This is a genomic window from Spirosoma flavum, assembly GCF_042686045.1.
GTDB classification, from domain to species: domain Bacteria; phylum Bacteroidota; class Bacteroidia; order Cytophagales; family Spirosomataceae; genus Spirosoma; species Spirosoma flavum.
In genome coordinates, this window is record NZ_JBHUOM010000048.1 from 102256 (window position 1) to 118026 (window position 15771).

Genomic DNA, 15771 nt, shown 5'->3' on the forward strand with positions numbered 1-15771 from the left:
AAAAGGGTATTTTTCCCGTTTTATGAAAAGTGCTCTTATAGACTAATTTCTTTGATTTTCTTTTGCTGGAACCTCAACGGGTGGCATCTTTACCAGCCTTCACCTATACGCAAAAAAGAGCATCCTCGCTCCTGGGTTTAGGATCCAATAAATCTTTCTATGAAAATTCAGATAGACTTCAGCAAACGCGCAGAAAGACGTTTGAGAATTGGTTCGAGGAGAGCGATGTTGACCACATCGAAAAACATGACGTTGAATGTGTAGAAGAGGAGGGTACTCGATTGGCTTTGCTGTTTATTCATGCTGACTTTGAGCAAAAGCAGCAGGCCACAGACAATTTCGTTTTGGCAATCGTGAATAGTCGAGCCTCTAGCTAACGAATACAGGCTCATGGCCAGATTACAAATCTTGCTATTACTCACAGCAACCTTCAATGGGCAATCTGGCCTATTCCCTAAATACGAAAACTTATTTCCAGGTGAACCAGTGCCGGATTTACTAGAGGTTTTACCCAGAACGTCGTCAATACCTTCCCTGAAGACGTTCGCACTTATGAACTTCAAGATTCACCCATTGCACACGAACCTTGGTGAACAGGAAGAAATGTTCCGAAAATGGACTGAGATGTTTGATGACAAAACACGCACATTCCGTCAGCTGAGTTACTTAGCTACAGGCGTACACAATTATTCCCACCAGCACTAAGATGACGGCTATGACGACAAGCATAGACCTATTTTTAAACCTGTCTAATTTTATATCCAGCAGTTTGAGGTACCTATAGGCCGCTTTTAACCCTTTTCTTTTGTATACGCCACTGGCCTCAATGGGAACGATCTCCTTAGCCTGGGCAAGGTGCCCCGATTCATAATCATTATAAAAATTCTCCTTTCTTTCCTCAAAAGAAAGCGCATTCATCTGATCTTGGTCTTCCTGCTGCTGAAGAAGCTGCGCTTCAACATTCCAGCTATAGCCACAGTTCAAACATCGCCTATCCCGGTTGTCGTTGCCAAACAAGTCTGCCAACTCCTGCTCCTCCTCTTCTTCCGTAAAACTTACAACGGAACTGGCCTTCTCTTCGCCAAGCGCGACCAGTTTATCCGACCCACATTTTGGGCAACTCCTTACATTATTCATTTCTATACGCCAAGCGTTTTTGTTGCCTCAATTTACAATGAAAGTACAAGACGGGTGAATCACCGCACGAGTAATCCTGTTTCTACTAACGGCTAATGCGGCCTAATAGATTTAGAAAAGGCACAACTAGCAGCAAAAGCTTACATTATTATTGATAGTCATACAACAGCTCGTTTCCTGTTTGCGATATATTCGGCAGGAAGGCCTGGTTTACTTATATTTATATAGATTATTAACGCTGCACGTAAATTTACCGTACCACCAAACCTAGTAAATTCTTTTTACTTTGTAACGACGCTCATCGGTGGCAGGAATAAGTAGCTGGAACGAATCGCCGGAATCAATTACGTATACCTTATTCATCATCAGACCGGATTGACTAGCATGAATCACTCGGTAAAAGTCAGGGTTCAGGGTAGCCTATGAAGCGGTTACCCGACAACTGTAGTGTAGGACAGTAAAAGCAACGACCAAGAAAACACGGAGTAAAAATGTCAACTTAGCCATTCAAGCAATGAAACAAGCGTAATTTATAGAAGCAGATTAGTAATTTCCCTATCCTACTGGCGATAAAATAACGTCCGATTCTGATAGGAATATCGGTTTAAAATTGAATAATTGTCCAGCGCAGTTCGTAATACAGACTCGACATAATGCCCGCTGCAACATACGATATCACAGCTGGCGTTTTGGGCATTTTCTTTAGGAAGGGATCCAACACCGCATTCAACTAGTTGATGTGTAAAGCTAAAGGCTACATTTGTCAAATTATGCAACGGCTTCCCGGTGGCTTTTCTTAACGTTGTACCAGCCAGACCAAACCCTATTTCTATGCAAGACAACCAACTGAGTCAACAAATTGATTTCATCAAGGAGATCGACAAGCTCAAATATATCCAGCGTAAGACGAAACTATTCAACAGCGACAGAAACGAAAATGACGCCGAACATAGTTGGCATTTGGCCATGATGGCCATTGTATTATCCAAACATGCCAACGTGCCTATCAATGTGTTAAAAGTCCTGAAAATGCTTCTAATCCATGATATTGTTGAGATCGATGCTGGAGACACGTTCATGTATGACACTCAAAAAAACCACGATAACTCGGATGAAGAACGAATAGCAGCTAATCGTATCTTTGGTATGTTACCCCAGGATCAGGCACAGGAGTTTATCGCTATTTGGGAAGAATTCGAAGAGCAGAAAACGGACGAAGCTAAATTTGCCAGAGCTATGGACCGGTTGGAACCCTTACTTCAAAACGTCTCCAACGAGGGCGGTACCTGGCGGGAATTTGACGTAGCGTTTGACAAAGTCTATCAAAAGAAACAAGCCATCAAGCATGGGTCCGAATCCATCTGGGCATATGCAGAACAACTACTCCATACGAGCGTCGAAAATGGTATCCTCAAAATGGACTGATCCCCATTTTATTGGTTCTTTGAGAAGCTAGTCTATTTCGCCTGACGGACGCTGGTACCGTTGTAATTAAGACGAGCGAACTGCGTGACCGGCAAGGCCGATCCGCTGACGAAAGACCTACTACCGGGAAAAGCAATCACCTGATAAAACGTGAGTTACTCAATCTCTCGTAATGGTCAGTGTGGAGGCCATCCATTCGGGCTAAAAGTTCATCTTTTGAATCCTGACAGCGTTTAAAATAGCTAACATAGCAACGCCTACATCCGCAAAAACGGCTTCCCACATGGTGGCTAGCCCGCCCGCGCCTAATACCAGCACAATGCCTTTGACCACTAAGGATAACGTAATATTTTGCCAGACGATCCGTCGGGTAGCCTGGCCAATCGCAATTGCCGTGGCTATTTTGGCAGGTTCGTCATTCTGAATGATTACATCGGCAGTTTCAATGGTAGCATCCGAGCCGAGGCCACCCATCGCAATACCCACGTCGGCCAAGGCGACTACCGGCGCATCGTTGACCCCGTCGCCGACGAAGGCCAGTTTTGCTTTCGCGTTACTGGACAGGTCCGCTTTGAGACGCTCGACCTGCGCTACTTTATCTTCGGGTAATAAATCACCGTGCCACTCATCTACGCCGACTTGTTTAGCTACTGCTTCGACTACCGCCGACTTATCGCCCGACAGCATGACTGTACGGATTCCATCTGCTTTTAACCGTTTTACAGCGCCAGCTGCATCGGGTTTGATCTCATCAGCAATCGTAAAGTAGCCCGTAAATTGCCCGTCGATAGCCGTCATCACCACGGTATAAGGAATGTTGGTCAAGGCCTCATCAAACGACACGTTGAATTTGCGGAGCAGTTTGGTATTCCCTGCCAGCATCTCTTTACCATCAACCCGACCTTTCAGCCCGTGGCCCGGAATTTCCTCAACACCTTCAACGGAAACAGTTTCATACCCTTTGCCGGCATGCACCAAAATAGCCGTAGCAACCGGGTGTGTGGATTTACTTTCCAGGGCAGCCGTTAGTCGGGCCAAAGCGCGCTCATCAAGACCCACCGGCCTGATTTCCTGCACCTTAAAGACACCTTTAGTTAGCGTTCCGGTCTTATCCATGACAACCGTTTTGAGCTGGGTCACTAAATCCAGAAATACCGATCCCTTGAAGAGAATACCTTGTTTCGAGCCTGCTCCGATACCCCCGAAATAGCCCAACGGAATGGAAATCACCAGCGCACAGGGGCATCCGATGACCAGAAACACTAAGCCCCGGTAAAGCCAGTCAGCAAATTGATAATCAGCCACAAAAAAATAGGGTACTACCGTAATCAGTAGTGCAAGACCACAGATGGCAGGCGTATATATTTTGGCAAACCGGGCAATGAACTCCTGGGTTTGGGCTTTTCGACTCGTTGCCTGCTGAACCAGTTTTAAAATACGCGATAACTTGGAATCCTGATAGGGAGTGGTAACGTCCATTTCAATGAGCGACTGTCCGTTAATCATGCCCGCCAGTACCGTTTCGCCTTTTTCAATAGTGCGTGGAACACTTTCGCCCGTCAGAGCCGCCGTATCAAACGAGCCTTTGTCAGATCGCATGGTGCCATCCAGTCCCACTTTTTCACCTGGTTTTACCTGCACCACATCGCCAACAGCAACACTAGCCGCCTGCACGGTTTGAGACTTTCCATTCCGAATTACCGTTACTTCATCGGGCCGCACATCTAACAGGGCCTTAATGCTTCGACGTGCCCGCAGCACAGCAGCATCCTGAAACAACTCACCAATGGTGTAAAACAGCATCACGGCTACTCCCTCAGGATATTCCCGGATACCAAATGCTCCCAGCGTTGCCACACCCATGAGAAAGAATTCAGTGAACACATTCCCACTGATAATGCCTTTCCACGCCCGCTTCAACACAGGCCAGCCGACGGGCAGGTAAGCCGCTACATACCAGACAAGCCTTACCGGGTCCCTCCAGACCGGATCCCTCCAGACCAGATTGTTGAACCACCCAAACCGCTCCGGCGTACTAGTCGGTTCGGGCGTCGCGTACTTATCCAGTACAATACCTGTCAGCAACCCCACAAGGCTGATGATGACGGGTGCATATATGCGCCAGGTTTGTTGCGGCTCTTTTTTCGCCGGAGCTATTTCAGCCGCCGGGGTGGTTCCAGCCTCAATCAGATCCACATCGTCGTGGCCGCCCTGAATTTGGTCATGATCGTCGTGATGATGATCGTCTGCCATAATTAATGAAATTCAATAAAACGTTTAATACAGTCAGTTCAATTAGTGTTGGATCGGCCGTTTTGCACTAAGCGATTTCCGCGCAAGATTCACGTGGTTTCTGTCGATGGTTGTCTACTAAAGTTGTTTTTGTTTCTCTCGGCGTTCACTGTCTATAAATGTTTTCGGGGATGACTATCGCGCAACTTGAAGCAGCAATTAGTCTGCTTAGCAGTAGAATCAATGCCCGTTACGTTTAAGATACTAACCAGTAAGATGCCGAGCTCATATCTAGCAAAGTGTCAAACGTCTGAAAAAGTACTTGTGAAGACACATGGTGCGACTTTATAGATTTTACTGGCCCTGGGGCACTTCAATGAAGGAGAATGAAGATAACGAATTTTGCTTCGTGCAAACATAGCATCAGGACATTTAATAGCAAGAGAAATGCCAGTAAGTAACGGGGTAGTAAGAATGAAGTTTTAGCAAAATTAATCTATCGCCGTACAATGATTAAAAAGTCGTTATTAATTCTAGCATTGATTACGGTTCACCTGACTTCAGTTTTTTCGCAAAACCGAACGGCAGTAATCAGGCAAGATGTCCCCTTAGATTCTGTTCGCCTGAGTGACCCGTTTATACTGGTTGACAAAAAGGCATCCCTGTACTATATGACCGGTACGGGGGGCATGCTGTGGAAAAGCAACGACTTGAAAAAATGGACAGGCCCTTTTTCAGTAGCCCAGACCGACCCTGAATCCTGGATGGGAAAGAACCCGATGATATGGGCAGCGGAAATACATCAGTACAACGATAAATACTACTATTTTGCCACGTTCACCAATAGGGAGGTAAAAATTGATACAGTCGGCGGGAATGTCATCGAACGCCGTGCCTGTCATGTTTTAGTCAGCGAAAATGCTGAAGGGCCTTATATTCCAATGAAAGACCCTATCTATCTCCCCGCCAACAAACCGACCTTAGATGGCACATTATGGGTGGATAAAGATGGAAAGCCCTATATGGTTTATTGTTACGAATGGCTGCAAAACTTGAATGGAACCATTGAAAAAATAGAGCTGAAGCCTGATCTCAGTGGTTCGATAGGCGAAGGCAAACTTCTTTTCCGGGCCAGCGAAAGCCCATGGAGTCGTGAGCAATTGAATGGCAAGGTTGGTCCGAATAAAGTGACAGATGGACCCTATTTATTCCGTACAGGAACCGGCAGGCTTGGCATGATCTGGACCAGTTGGATAGATGATATTTATACACAAGGCGTTGTGTACTCGAAAAGCGGCACGCTGGATGGCCCCTGGATACAGGAGAAAGATCCAATAACTCCTCCCAATTATGGTCATGGCATGCTGTTTTGTACACTCACTGGCAAGTGGTTAATGTCAGTTCATAGTCATAAAACGGTTAACGGGCGTAATATCCGGATTCCTCATTTGTTTGACGTGGACTTTTCAGGTGATAAGTTGATTGTAGGTAAGCCTTATATTCCTTGATTAAGTGGAGTTCTGTGGATAACTATTCTACTAGCTGTTTAGCAAAATCAGTCGCATACGAAGCACTTTCTCCTGTAACCTATCAACAAAAAAACCCGCAAAGCAAAGCAGAGCGGGTTTAAGCATTTTCATTCTTTTTTAATTTATCAAATTAAAAGTAACAATAAGTTTAAGAAATTTCAAATTAAATAACAAATAATAACCTAATGCCTATGGTGCTGAAAACAGGCTTGTCTTAGAATTCATACTAGTGATAAGCTGAAAATTTGTACCAGGTTTTTAGGTCATTTAGACTACTATCAGTTCTATACGACGCTATGTATCTTGGGAGCAAGACAGATAAGTTGCGCTTATCAGCCGCAAAGCCTACTGAGCAAAATAGAGAGTTGTTTTTATTATAAAAGTTACAACTGCTGGTCAAGGCCAATAGTACAGTTGCTATACAAACATAGGTGAATGACAGTAAATCATGTGGTATATCCCAATACGATGTCAATACCCCCTTCTTTTAATTACCAGATCAGGATTGGTCCGTTCGTATTCATCAAGGTAACTTACTCCAAGGTCAGTTAATTCGTAACATGTTGTTTCGCTATCACTTTCATCACTAGCCTTCACAAGACCGATACTAAGCAATCCCATGATATAGTAACTAATCATCATGCGATCAAAGCTGGTCTGCTGCTCGACTTGATTTTGGGTTGCGCACTTACACTTATATGTGGCGGTAAGAATACTATATTGAGCAAACGTAATAACCATTTTTACACTAATATTTATGGTAATGCATTCCTATACAGTTCAATACAATTTTATATAGGTCTTCTTGTGAGACATGAATAGACTCATACGGACATTAACAAAAATAAGAAGGAAGAGTTACTAATATTAGCTCACTTTTTACGGTACAACGCGAAATAAGGCTGTTATTGTGCAGCTATATATCCCGTATACTAGCCAATAGGTGCAGATATTTTAGCCGGAATCTGTTCGTCTACCTGCTGCTGTCGCACTTGCTGACCAATGGGTACATACTCCACATCGCAGGGATAACCGAACAGGCAGTTGGCTTTAATCTGCTCGGCCACACGGGCTGGAACCATACTCTCCCAACCGTCTTCACCCAATTGAATCATCTCCAGAACATGATCGGTTGATATATGCAGATTCTGCTCGTTGTAGTCTGTAATGTCTTCTATTTTATCATTGCGGACCAAATACTGAAATAGTGGTTCCAGAGTAGGTGGCAGTTTAAACTCATTGCAGGTATAAATAGCCCCTCCTTTCAGCGTTGGATATACAAATAGCTTAACTTTTCGGCTAAACAAAGTAGCAAACGACTCTAAGATCCCCCCCGGCAAGAATTCGTAATGACCTTCTTCAAAAATGTACTCTAAATTCGGGATGCCCACAATCAGGCCAATTTTAAGCCGCGTCAGTCGCGCCAGATAAGCAACGAGTTTATAGTATTCTAAGTAGTTGGAAATCATTACCGTCTGACCCATCGAACATAAAATATCTACCCGGTCCAGAAAGTCTTTTTCATCGATTCCCTGTTCGTTGGCTTTCAGATTATGCAGCGTTAATTCCGCCATCGACACCACCCGATTTGCGTCAACATCAGGTTCGTCTTTGAACTGCTTCAGCCCATTTTCAATCATATCCATCTGGACATTTGTAACCGGCCTCAACCGTCCACGCATAACCAGAATGTGCTTTTTATACAAGGCTTCTGAAGGCTGTAGTACCTGACCATCAGCACCGAACAGAGCGGCATCAGTAAATCCATTTTTTACCAGGTGCAGACTCATCAGCCGATTGTCTACATCCGAAAAATCAGGCCCGTTGAACCGAATCATATCAATCTGAATTCGTTCCGGTGCCAGATCGTCCATAAGTGACAACACCATCGTTTCGGGCGATTTGGTGTAGTAGTAGCACCCATAAATCAAATTGACGCCAATGACTCCTAAAGCCTGTTGCTGTAAAATATTCTCGTTATCAATCATCCTGACGTGGATAATGACATCATTGTAGCCAGACTGGGGATCAAGTTGAAACCGGCAGCCAATCCAGCCGTGTGCTTCATTGGTTTTCTGATAATTCAGAGCAACAACCGTATTGGCAAATGCAAAAAAGGTCGTGTCAGGACCCCGTTTAGCAGCTAACCTTTTTTCCAGCAAACTGTATTCCTTACTCAGCATCTTGACTAACCGAGACTCAACTACATACCGTCCACTTTCTTCGACGCCGTAAATGGAATCGCTGAAGGTCATGTCGTAGGCAGACATAGTTTTAGCAATAGTCCCCGATGAGCCACCAGCTTTAAAAAACATAGCGGCTGTTTCCTGCCCTGCTCCTATCTCGGCAAACGAGCCATAAATACGACGATCAAGGTTGATACGTAGTGCTTTTTGCTTAGTACCTATATTCTTTTCGTACATAGTATATTGAGGCTTGCTGCTAAAGTTACAGTATAAAACGCCAAAAGCAGCCTTTGGAGCTGCTTCAAACGCAAAATAATACAATCTTAATGTTGCGCGTTCGGCAGCCTATCGCTGAAAAACATATTGCTACCACCAGCTTTACGCTCAATAGATGAGCTAACTTCATAAGTGGGACTATTGGTACGGGCAGCAACCCGACCTGCGCCTGTTATGCGAGCAATAGCCGTGTTCAGCAACGACTCGTTTACATCGCCAAGTTGTTTCCAGACCTCGTTCGTGTACTCTTTAACCTCTATCGCAGGTTTAAAACCGGTTGAATAGTCCGATTGATTCAGGGTATTGAATGACTTGGTTACGATAGGCTGCATACCCCATTTGATATGGCCTGAACTATCAGCAATCGTTATTGAGCCGACATTCTTCCCATAAGAAGTCGTGCCAATAGTAGTAACGTCCATAAAGGGCTTCAACCCATTGATAACTAGCTCACTCGCCGAAGCAGTGCCGCCCGTTGTCAGCACAATAAGGCTACGTAGATTAGTGCCGATATTACTGGCTTTCTGCAGAAAATAACCATTAAACCAATCTGAACCGTATGCCTTTAACAGCAAGGGAGATAACGTTTCGTTGTATTCCTTTTTGTAAAATATTTTCGATGGATCAACACCCTTGGCAACTGAACTAGCTAGATTTTGAGCAGATGTAACGTAGCCGCCGGGGTTATAGCGGAAGTCAAGCACCAAATCGGTTACGCCTTTCGCCTTGAATTTGGAAAACACATTATCGACCTGATTGTCGTACGTGTGATCGTTAGGGCCAGTTGGCCCGGTAACAAATTGATTATAAACGAAATAGCCAATGGTTTTACCATTAATGGTATAAACAGAATCCAGAAAAACGGGATTAGCCTGATAAACAACCGCCGTTGTTTGCTTGGTCGTTGTAGTATTTACTATCGTATTAGTAGCATCCACTTTTGCCATAGTGTACGTTTTGGTGTCGCTGGTGCCGGAAAGCAGCTCCTGATAGTTCGACACAGTCAACAGTTGTCCATTAACCTGATAGAATATATCGCCCCGCGTCAAGCCTGCTTTGGCAGCCGGAGAATTTTTCTGTACGTACAACACTTTACCTATCACATCACTACCACTGGCGCTGCGTAAGTACAGTTTAAATTCAAGACCATCTGTTTTAGTCTCGCCATTCAGCGATGCTTTTAACGCGTCAGCACTCTCCTGAATCCACGAAAAGCGATCGCCGTCCGGGTTCGACGTGGCATTATACGTGTTTAGTATAGAGGTGAAAAATTTACCCGGCGTCTGCGATTTGTCTGGATTAGCCGGGATTTTGTCGTTCCAGTAATAATAGGTCTGCATGTTCTCCAGAATCCAGTCATTGACTTCTTTATCCGTCGCAATTCCGGTAACTGCAGTCGTCGAAATAATCGGTGTGATGGGTGAAATGGTGGGTGCAACATCGGTGCTCTTCTTGCACGAAGTCATCATAAATATGCCCGAAGCCACCAAAAGCAGTGTCGGACGCAAAACGCAAAATGTTTTCATAGTCGTTTGTTGACGGGCAAAAACAGTGCCTATTAATATTATTGGCTACACTAAAATAATATGTCCAATATACGGACAGAAAGACTATTTTTTAAGAGATTACGTCTAAAATTCATGAAAATGCATCTTCGATATGTTTTACCCGCAATTCGTTGCCAGCCAACGTAACGGCTATTATATCGAAGCGGACATCGTGCAGCCAGCCGTTCGCGAAGATGTATTGTTCAGCGGCTTTCATAACCAGTTTTGCCTTCGTGTACGATACAAATTCCTCGGGATTACCATAGTTTAGGTTACTGCGGGTTTTGACCTCAGCAAATACCAACAACTTTCCTTTTTTGGCGATAAGGTCAACTTCGGCATGTTGATAGCGGTAATTTTGGGTCATAATCTCGTACCCCTTATCACGCAGGTAACGGGCCGCTTCTATTTCGCCCTGTTTGCCGGTTTCATTGTGTTGAGCCATGAATAAGGATAGGTTACGGGTAGGAATCGAACGAAATCTATATGTCTAATTGTTAGCAAATAGAAGTTGCTTCCTTTTGTAAAGCAATGAATAGCCTTATTAATAAACAAGTTGACGTTCGGAAAGTAGGATTGATTGCGTATCAGGAAGCCTGGGATGAACAGGAACGCCTGTTTTCTACTGTAGTCAATCAGAAATTACGGAATCGTACCCGCTCTGTCGATGAGCAGCAGCCTACCACCAATTATTTGCTATTCTGCGAGCACCCGCCTGTGTACACTCTTGGCACAAGTGGTCATGCCGAAAATCTGCTGATCGACGAAACCCGGCTGGCTACTGAACTCGGCGCGACGTTTTTTAAAATTCGGCGTGGGGGTGATATTACGTTCCATGGTCCCGGTCAACTGGTAGGTTACCCCATTCTGGATCTGGATAATTTCTTCACCGACATTCATCGTTATATGCGGTTATTAGAGGAAAGTATTATTCTTACCCTGGCCGATTATGGGCTAAAGGCGGGCCGAATTGAGGGACTAACGGGTGTTTGGCTTGGCTTTGATGGTGATCCTGACCAGAAAACCGGGCCTGCCCGTAAAATTTGTGCAATGGGTGTTAAGGCAAGCCGTTGGGTAACGATGCATGGTTTCGCGTTGAATGTTAATACAGATTTGCGTTATTTTGACCATATTGTCCCTTGTGGCATTACCGATAAATCGGTTACCTCGCTGGCAGTTGAATTAGGACATGAAGTACCCCTTGACGAAGTTGCAAACACTGTTCAGCGGCACTTATTCGGGTTGTTTGATATGAAACCGGTTGAGAACATAAGATAAACGATACAAGACGCAGGATGATACCCGGCAATAACCCGGATTCGTCTTTCCGCTATCGTCTTGCCTCATGTATCTAAACGTTTACAATGAAAAAAGATATTAATTTTTTGCCCGTTGAGGGCGTACAAATAGCAATTGCCCGGAAAGAGACTCTTCTTGGGGGATATGATTGGCAGGTTTATTTGATCAACCAGAACGACGTGCCCATTAAAACGGTATTTGTCACGTCGAAAGGATACGGGCAAAAAAACGCCGAAGAACAAAAAACCTCAACCCTGCGGCATTTCTTTGTTGAAGTATTGCCGGGCGCACACGAGATTGTCGAGTCTATCATGCCCGATGTATTCCATCTGAACAATGAATATTGGGTGAGCTATTTTATTGGTGAGCAGATTTTCGATAAGAAATTTATCTTCGTGCCGGATAGTATCGTCGATAAAAACCTTGTGACTGTGCCCGCGCTGGGGTTGGAAGGAATTTTGCACACCTGATTAGTGCCGGGCCAGCATTCCGGCATGACAAACGATACGCATCTTATGCCCCAACCCGTCTCCTGGAAACGTCGCCTTAAAAATTTCCTGTTTATCGACCTCAAAACCGTGGCTGGTGAGCCGTCGCTTTTGTCTGTTGAGCCACGTTTGCAACGACAGTGGGAAGAAAAAAGCCGTTATTTCAAGAGTGAGGATGACCTTTCAGCGGCTGGCTGGTATGACCGACGGGCATCTTACTTTGCCGAATTTGGCAAGATTATCTGCGTTAGTGTCGGTGGGTTGTTTTTCGATGATGACGATAAGCCACACCTGAAAGTCAAATTGCTCAGCAATGATGATGAAGTAGCCTTGCTGAACGAGTTTTTAGTGATCGTTGACCGTTATCCACCCGGTGAACTTACTCTTTGCGCTCATAATGGCAAGGAATTTGATTTCCCTTACTTGTGTCGACGCTTGATGGTAAACGGATTGCCGTTGCCACCTGCTTTACAGATTTCAGGCAAAAAACCCTGGGAGATTCCGCACCGAGATACGCTGGAACAGTGGCAGTTTGGCGATAAGCGGCATTTTGTACCACTCGATCTGTTAGCTGCTGTTTTGAACGTGCCTACTCAGCCACTCGAATGGACCGGCGACCGTACCAGCGAAATTTACTACCGCGAAAACGATTGGCCACGTATTGAGCAATATGCCCGCGATTCTATGGTGATGCTTGTACAGGTTTATTTAAAAATGGTGGGTGCCCCGCTCGTGGCCGACGAGCATATTGTATTGAGTGATTAATAAAAGTAAACGTGAGATTATGCAGGGCAAACATAACCCTTTAAATCTCAGCACGCTGCACAAGTAAACATGCAGTCTACAAATTTTAGCCGGGCATTTATAGTTCGGCAAACAACATGAGAAACGGAAAACCAAAACAAGATAAATATACAAAGGCCACCTCTGGTCAACCTGCTACAAGGCAGTCTCAAGCGCCTAAATCGCGTGAGAAAGGGGTAGAAAAATCAGGAAAAGCCAGTCAAGGGAAACCAATACAACAGACTGACTCTTTTCTGGACGAGTTGAAAAATGACCTGATGGCGTTTTTTCAAATTAATGATGAGAAGTCATTTACGCAGGAGCAGATTCTTGAGCATTTCGATACCAGCGACCGACGCATGAAACTTCTTATGCATGGTCTCATTGGTGAACTCACCGACGAAGGTACACTTATCCGCCAGGAAGATGGAAGTTACCGCGCCGACGCAGATGCTAACCTTACTGAGGGCGTAGTAGACCACGTTAATTCGCGGTTTGCGTTCGTCATTCCTGACACGGCCAGCGGTGTGCGTCGCGATAAAGACGATGACATCTGGGTCTCAACCGACGACCTTTCAGGCGCTGTAGATGGCGACCGCGTGCGGGTCGTTCGTTTCAAAGATTCCCGCAATGGGGGCAGAAACGGTTCCCGACGCCGAATTGAAGGCAAAGTGGCGAACGTTATTGAACGTGGCCGCTCTGAACTGGTGGGTCGCATTGAAATTGGGGCATCCTACGGGTTCGTAATTCCTGATAGCAAAAAAATATACGATGATATTTTCATTCCGAAGGAAAAACTCGGTGGAGCCAGCGATGGAGAGAAAGTTATTGTTCGATTGACGAAGTACCCTGACCAACATAGCAGCAAGCAACGCTTTGAAGGTGAGGTGATAACGGTACTTGGCATAGCCGGTCAGAACAATACCGAAATGCACGCGATTCTGGCGGAATTTGGTCTGCCAATTCATTTTCCGGTAGATGTTGAGCAGGAAGCCGAAGCGATCCCAACCCAGATTTTGGATAAAGACTTGGCGCATCGGCGCGATATGCGTGAGGTTACAACATTCACAATTGACCCGATTGATGCAAAAGATTTCGATGATGCCTTGTCGGTTCAGGTGCTCGATAATGGCAACTATGAAATCGGCGTTCACATTGCCGACGTCACTCACTATGTGCTTCCCGGCTCAAAACTGGAAGAAGAAGCTTATAAACGGGCAACATCGGTCTATCTTGTGGACCGCGTTGTACCCATGCTTCCCGAAAAACTGTCGAACGGGCTGTGTTCACTCCGCCCTAACGAAGATAAACTGACATTCTCCGCGATCTTCGAACTAACGCCCAACTCCCAAATCGTAAATGAATGGTTTGGCCGAACGGTAATTCACTCCGACCGACGTTTTGCTTATGAAGAAGCACAGGATATTCTTAACAGTAAAAAGGGCGATTACTTTGATGAACTTCAGCTGTTGAATGAGTTGGCCTATAAACTGCGCGATGAACGTTTTAAAAACGGAGCCATCAATTTTGAGACGGTTGAAGTCCGATTTCGATTAGATGAAAACGGTGTTCCACTAGCTGTGTACCCGAAAATTCGTCAGGACACCAACAAACTCATTGAGGAGTTTATGTTGCTGGCTAACAAACGGGTAGCTGAGTTTGTGCACTCACTCTCCAAGCGAAACAAGAATGGAGAGGAGAACACAATGGTCTATCGGGTTCACGAGGCCCCCGCCGAAGATAGACTCCGTAGCTTTTCGGACTTTGCCCGTCGATTAGGGTACAAGCTCAACGTGGACGATGAGCATTTGTCGAACTCAATGAACCGTTTTATGGAGAGCATTGAGGGTAAGCCAGAAGCCGGTATGCTTCAGCAGTTAGCGGTACGAACCATGTCGAAGGCGCGATACAGCACCGATGATTTGGGCCATTTTGGTCTCGCGTTTAAACGTTATTCGCACTTTACGTCGCCCATTCGTCGCTATCCGGACATGATGGCACACCGGTTGTTGCAGCATTATCTGGACAAAGGCAAACCTGCCGACCGGGACGATTATGAAGACAAGTGCAGGCATTCTTCAGAACGGGAGCGAATGGCTGCCGAAGCTGAACGGGCCAGTATCAAATACAAACAGGTTGAATTTATGAGCCGGATGGCTCCCGACCAGGCGTTTGAAGGCGTGATTTCGGGCGTTACAGAGTTCGGCATTTTCGTAGAAATTACAGAAAACAGTTGCGAAGGTTTAGTCCGAATGCAGGATCTGAGCGATGATTTCTATGAATTCGATAAAGACAATTACCGTATCATTGGGCAACGTACCAAAAAAATGTACACCTTCGGCGATGCCGTGGTAGTACGTGTAAAAGAAACTAACCTTGCCCGCCGAAGCATGGATTTCGCCCTGATTAGCGACAACGCTGGTCGGGCTACAGATTCAGGTACCAGCCATCGGTCAGTCCGAAGTGATGACAGTCGGCGTTCGAGTGGGTCGCGGAGTGCCTCTTCCGCTCGTCAGGGAAGCAGTACCAAAAGTAAAGAAGGCACTGCAGCCAAAGGCGAGAACCGGCGTGGGGGCCGCGGAAGGCGCTAAAGAGATTGACATTTGGTTCAGAGATCAGCTGAGATGTTAAATCTTGTTTAGGCCCAAGCTTGCGTTTTAGTGGCGTAATCCACTATATTTGCACTCCCAAATAGGGAATTGCCTGCTTTCGTAGTTCAATGGATAGAATTTCGGTTTCCGGTACCGACGATAGGGGTTCGAATCCCTTCGAGAGCACAGAGAATACAAAAAGACCCTCATACATAGCGTGTGAGGGTCTTTTTGTATTCTCTGTGCTCATTTACCTCCTACAGAGAAAAGAAAATATA

At 45.3% G+C, this 15771-nt stretch carries 13 protein-coding genes and 1 tRNA gene; 8 read left to right on the forward strand and 6 right to left on the reverse strand.

The genetic code is table 11. The features are described 5' to 3' along the window. Window positions 1-167: 167 nt before the first annotated feature. Window positions 168-392: a hypothetical protein gene (locus tag ACFS25_RS29390; protein WP_381508426.1), complete on the reverse strand. Its 225-nt coding sequence runs from the start codon at window positions 390-392 to the stop codon at window positions 168-170. Between ACFS25_RS29390 and ACFS25_RS29395 the strand changes: the two genes are divergently transcribed. After that, a complete protein-coding gene (locus tag ACFS25_RS29395) occupies window positions 391-705 on the forward strand; it encodes a hypothetical protein (protein WP_381508428.1) in 315 nt (104 codons plus the stop codon). The two genes, ACFS25_RS29390 and ACFS25_RS29395, sit on opposite strands and share 2 nt — an antisense overlap. Here ACFS25_RS29395 and ACFS25_RS29400 read toward each other — a convergent pair. Further along, complete coding sequence (locus tag ACFS25_RS29400; protein WP_381508430.1) at window positions 667-1137, reverse strand: hypothetical protein; 471 nt, start codon at window positions 1135-1137, stop codon at window positions 667-669. The two genes, ACFS25_RS29395 and ACFS25_RS29400, sit on opposite strands and share 39 nt — an antisense overlap. An 831-nt stretch (window positions 1138-1968) precedes the next feature. On the opposite strand from ACFS25_RS29400, the gene ACFS25_RS29405 reads away from it, so the two are divergent. Beyond that, window positions 1969-2562 (forward strand): HD domain-containing protein, encoded by a 594-nt coding sequence (locus tag ACFS25_RS29405; RefSeq protein ID WP_381508432.1) that lies wholly within the window; start codon window positions 1969-1971, stop codon window positions 2560-2562. Window positions 2563-2763: 201 nt separating this feature from the next. Here the strand turns inward: ACFS25_RS29405 and ACFS25_RS29410 are convergent, their stop codons facing one another. Beyond that, window positions 2764-4815, reverse strand: coding sequence for a heavy metal translocating P-type ATPase (locus ACFS25_RS29410; RefSeq protein ID WP_381508434.1), 2052 nt, complete (start codon window positions 4813-4815; stop codon window positions 2764-2766). 488 nt (window positions 4816-5303) lie between these two features. On the opposite strand from ACFS25_RS29410, the gene ACFS25_RS29415 reads away from it, so the two are divergent. Beyond that, window positions 5304-6302, forward strand: a complete 999-nt coding sequence (locus ACFS25_RS29415; RefSeq protein WP_381508436.1) for a glycoside hydrolase family 43 protein — start codon at window positions 5304-5306, stop codon at window positions 6300-6302. 953 nt (window positions 6303-7255) lie between these two features. Here ACFS25_RS29415 and ACFS25_RS29420 read toward each other — a convergent pair. From ACFS25_RS29420 to ACFS25_RS29430, 3 genes are all read right to left on the reverse strand, one after another. Next, the gene (locus ACFS25_RS29420) at window positions 7256-8746 is read right to left on the reverse strand and encodes a TonB-dependent receptor (RefSeq protein ID WP_381508438.1); all 1491 of its coding nucleotides are present in this window, start codon (window positions 8744-8746) and stop codon (window positions 7256-7258) included. Between the two features lie 86 nt (window positions 8747-8832). Continuing rightward, window positions 8833-10311 carry a S41 family peptidase gene (locus ACFS25_RS29425; RefSeq protein ID WP_381508440.1) on the reverse strand — a complete coding sequence of 493 codons (1479 nt, stop codon included), beginning with the start codon at window positions 10309-10311 and terminating at the stop codon, window positions 8833-8835. A gap of 112 nt (window positions 10312-10423) precedes the next feature. Next, complete coding sequence (locus tag ACFS25_RS29430; RefSeq protein ID WP_381508441.1) at window positions 10424-10777, reverse strand: YraN family protein; 354 nt, start codon at window positions 10775-10777, stop codon at window positions 10424-10426. Window positions 10778-10863: 86 nt separating this feature from the next. Here ACFS25_RS29430 and lipB point away from each other — a divergent pair, with 86 nt between their 5' ends. From lipB to ACFS25_RS29455, 5 genes are all read left to right on the forward strand, one after another. Then, on the forward strand, window positions 10864-11610 hold the full coding sequence (gene lipB / locus ACFS25_RS29435; protein WP_381508442.1) for a lipoyl(octanoyl) transferase LipB: 747 nt from the start codon (window positions 10864-10866) through the stop codon (window positions 11608-11610). 86 nt (window positions 11611-11696) lie between these two features. Next, window positions 11697-12101, forward strand: coding sequence for a hypothetical protein (locus ACFS25_RS29440; RefSeq protein WP_381508444.1), 405 nt, complete (start codon window positions 11697-11699; stop codon window positions 12099-12101). Between the two features lie 24 nt (window positions 12102-12125). Continuing rightward, on the forward strand, window positions 12126-12884 hold the full coding sequence (locus ACFS25_RS29445; RefSeq protein WP_381508446.1) for a 3'-5' exonuclease: 759 nt from the start codon (window positions 12126-12128) through the stop codon (window positions 12882-12884). 116 nt (window positions 12885-13000) lie between these two features. Further along, window positions 13001-15493 (forward strand): ribonuclease R, encoded by a 2493-nt coding sequence (gene rnr, locus ACFS25_RS29450; protein WP_381508447.1) that lies wholly within the window; start codon window positions 13001-13003, stop codon window positions 15491-15493. Window positions 15494-15607: 114 nt separating this feature from the next. After that, window positions 15608-15679, forward strand: a tRNA-Arg gene (locus ACFS25_RS29455). Window positions 15680-15771: the final 92 nt, after the last annotated feature.

What these genes read in the sequence shown, in the direction of transcription:
- ACFS25_RS29395 (WP_381508428.1), top strand. Translation starts at nt 391, where the DNA reads ATGGCCAGATTACAAATCTTGCTATTACTCACAGCAACCTTCAATGGG.
- ACFS25_RS29390 (WP_381508426.1), bottom strand. Translation starts at nt 392, where the DNA reads ATGAGCCTGTATTCGTTAGCTAGAGGCTCGACTATTCACGATTGCCAA.
- ACFS25_RS29400 (WP_381508430.1), bottom strand. Translation starts at nt 1,137, where the DNA reads ATGAATAATGTAAGGAGTTGCCCAAAATGTGGGTCGGATAAACTGGTC.
- ACFS25_RS29405 (WP_381508432.1), top strand. Translation starts at nt 1,969, where the DNA reads ATGCAAGACAACCAACTGAGTCAACAAATTGATTTCATCAAGGAGATC.
- ACFS25_RS29410 (WP_381508434.1), bottom strand. Translation starts at nt 4,815, where the DNA reads ATGGCAGACGATCATCATCACGACGATCATGACCAAATTCAGGGCGGC.
- ACFS25_RS29415 (WP_381508436.1), top strand. Translation starts at nt 5,304, where the DNA reads ATGATTAAAAAGTCGTTATTAATTCTAGCATTGATTACGGTTCACCTG.
- ACFS25_RS29420 (WP_381508438.1), bottom strand. Translation starts at nt 8,746, where the DNA reads ATGTACGAAAAGAATATAGGTACTAAGCAAAAAGCACTACGTATCAAC.
- ACFS25_RS29425 (WP_381508440.1), bottom strand. Translation starts at nt 10,311, where the DNA reads ATGAAAACATTTTGCGTTTTGCGTCCGACACTGCTTTTGGTGGCTTCG.
- ACFS25_RS29430 (WP_381508441.1), bottom strand. Translation starts at nt 10,777, where the DNA reads ATGGCTCAACACAATGAAACCGGCAAACAGGGCGAAATAGAAGCGGCC.
- lipB (WP_381508442.1), top strand. Translation starts at nt 10,864, where the DNA reads ATGAATAGCCTTATTAATAAACAAGTTGACGTTCGGAAAGTAGGATTG.
- ACFS25_RS29440 (WP_381508444.1), top strand. Translation starts at nt 11,697, where the DNA reads ATGAAAAAAGATATTAATTTTTTGCCCGTTGAGGGCGTACAAATAGCA.
- ACFS25_RS29445 (WP_381508446.1), top strand. Translation starts at nt 12,126, where the DNA reads ATGACAAACGATACGCATCTTATGCCCCAACCCGTCTCCTGGAAACGT.
- rnr (WP_381508447.1), top strand. Translation starts at nt 13,001, where the DNA reads ATGAGAAACGGAAAACCAAAACAAGATAAATATACAAAGGCCACCTCT.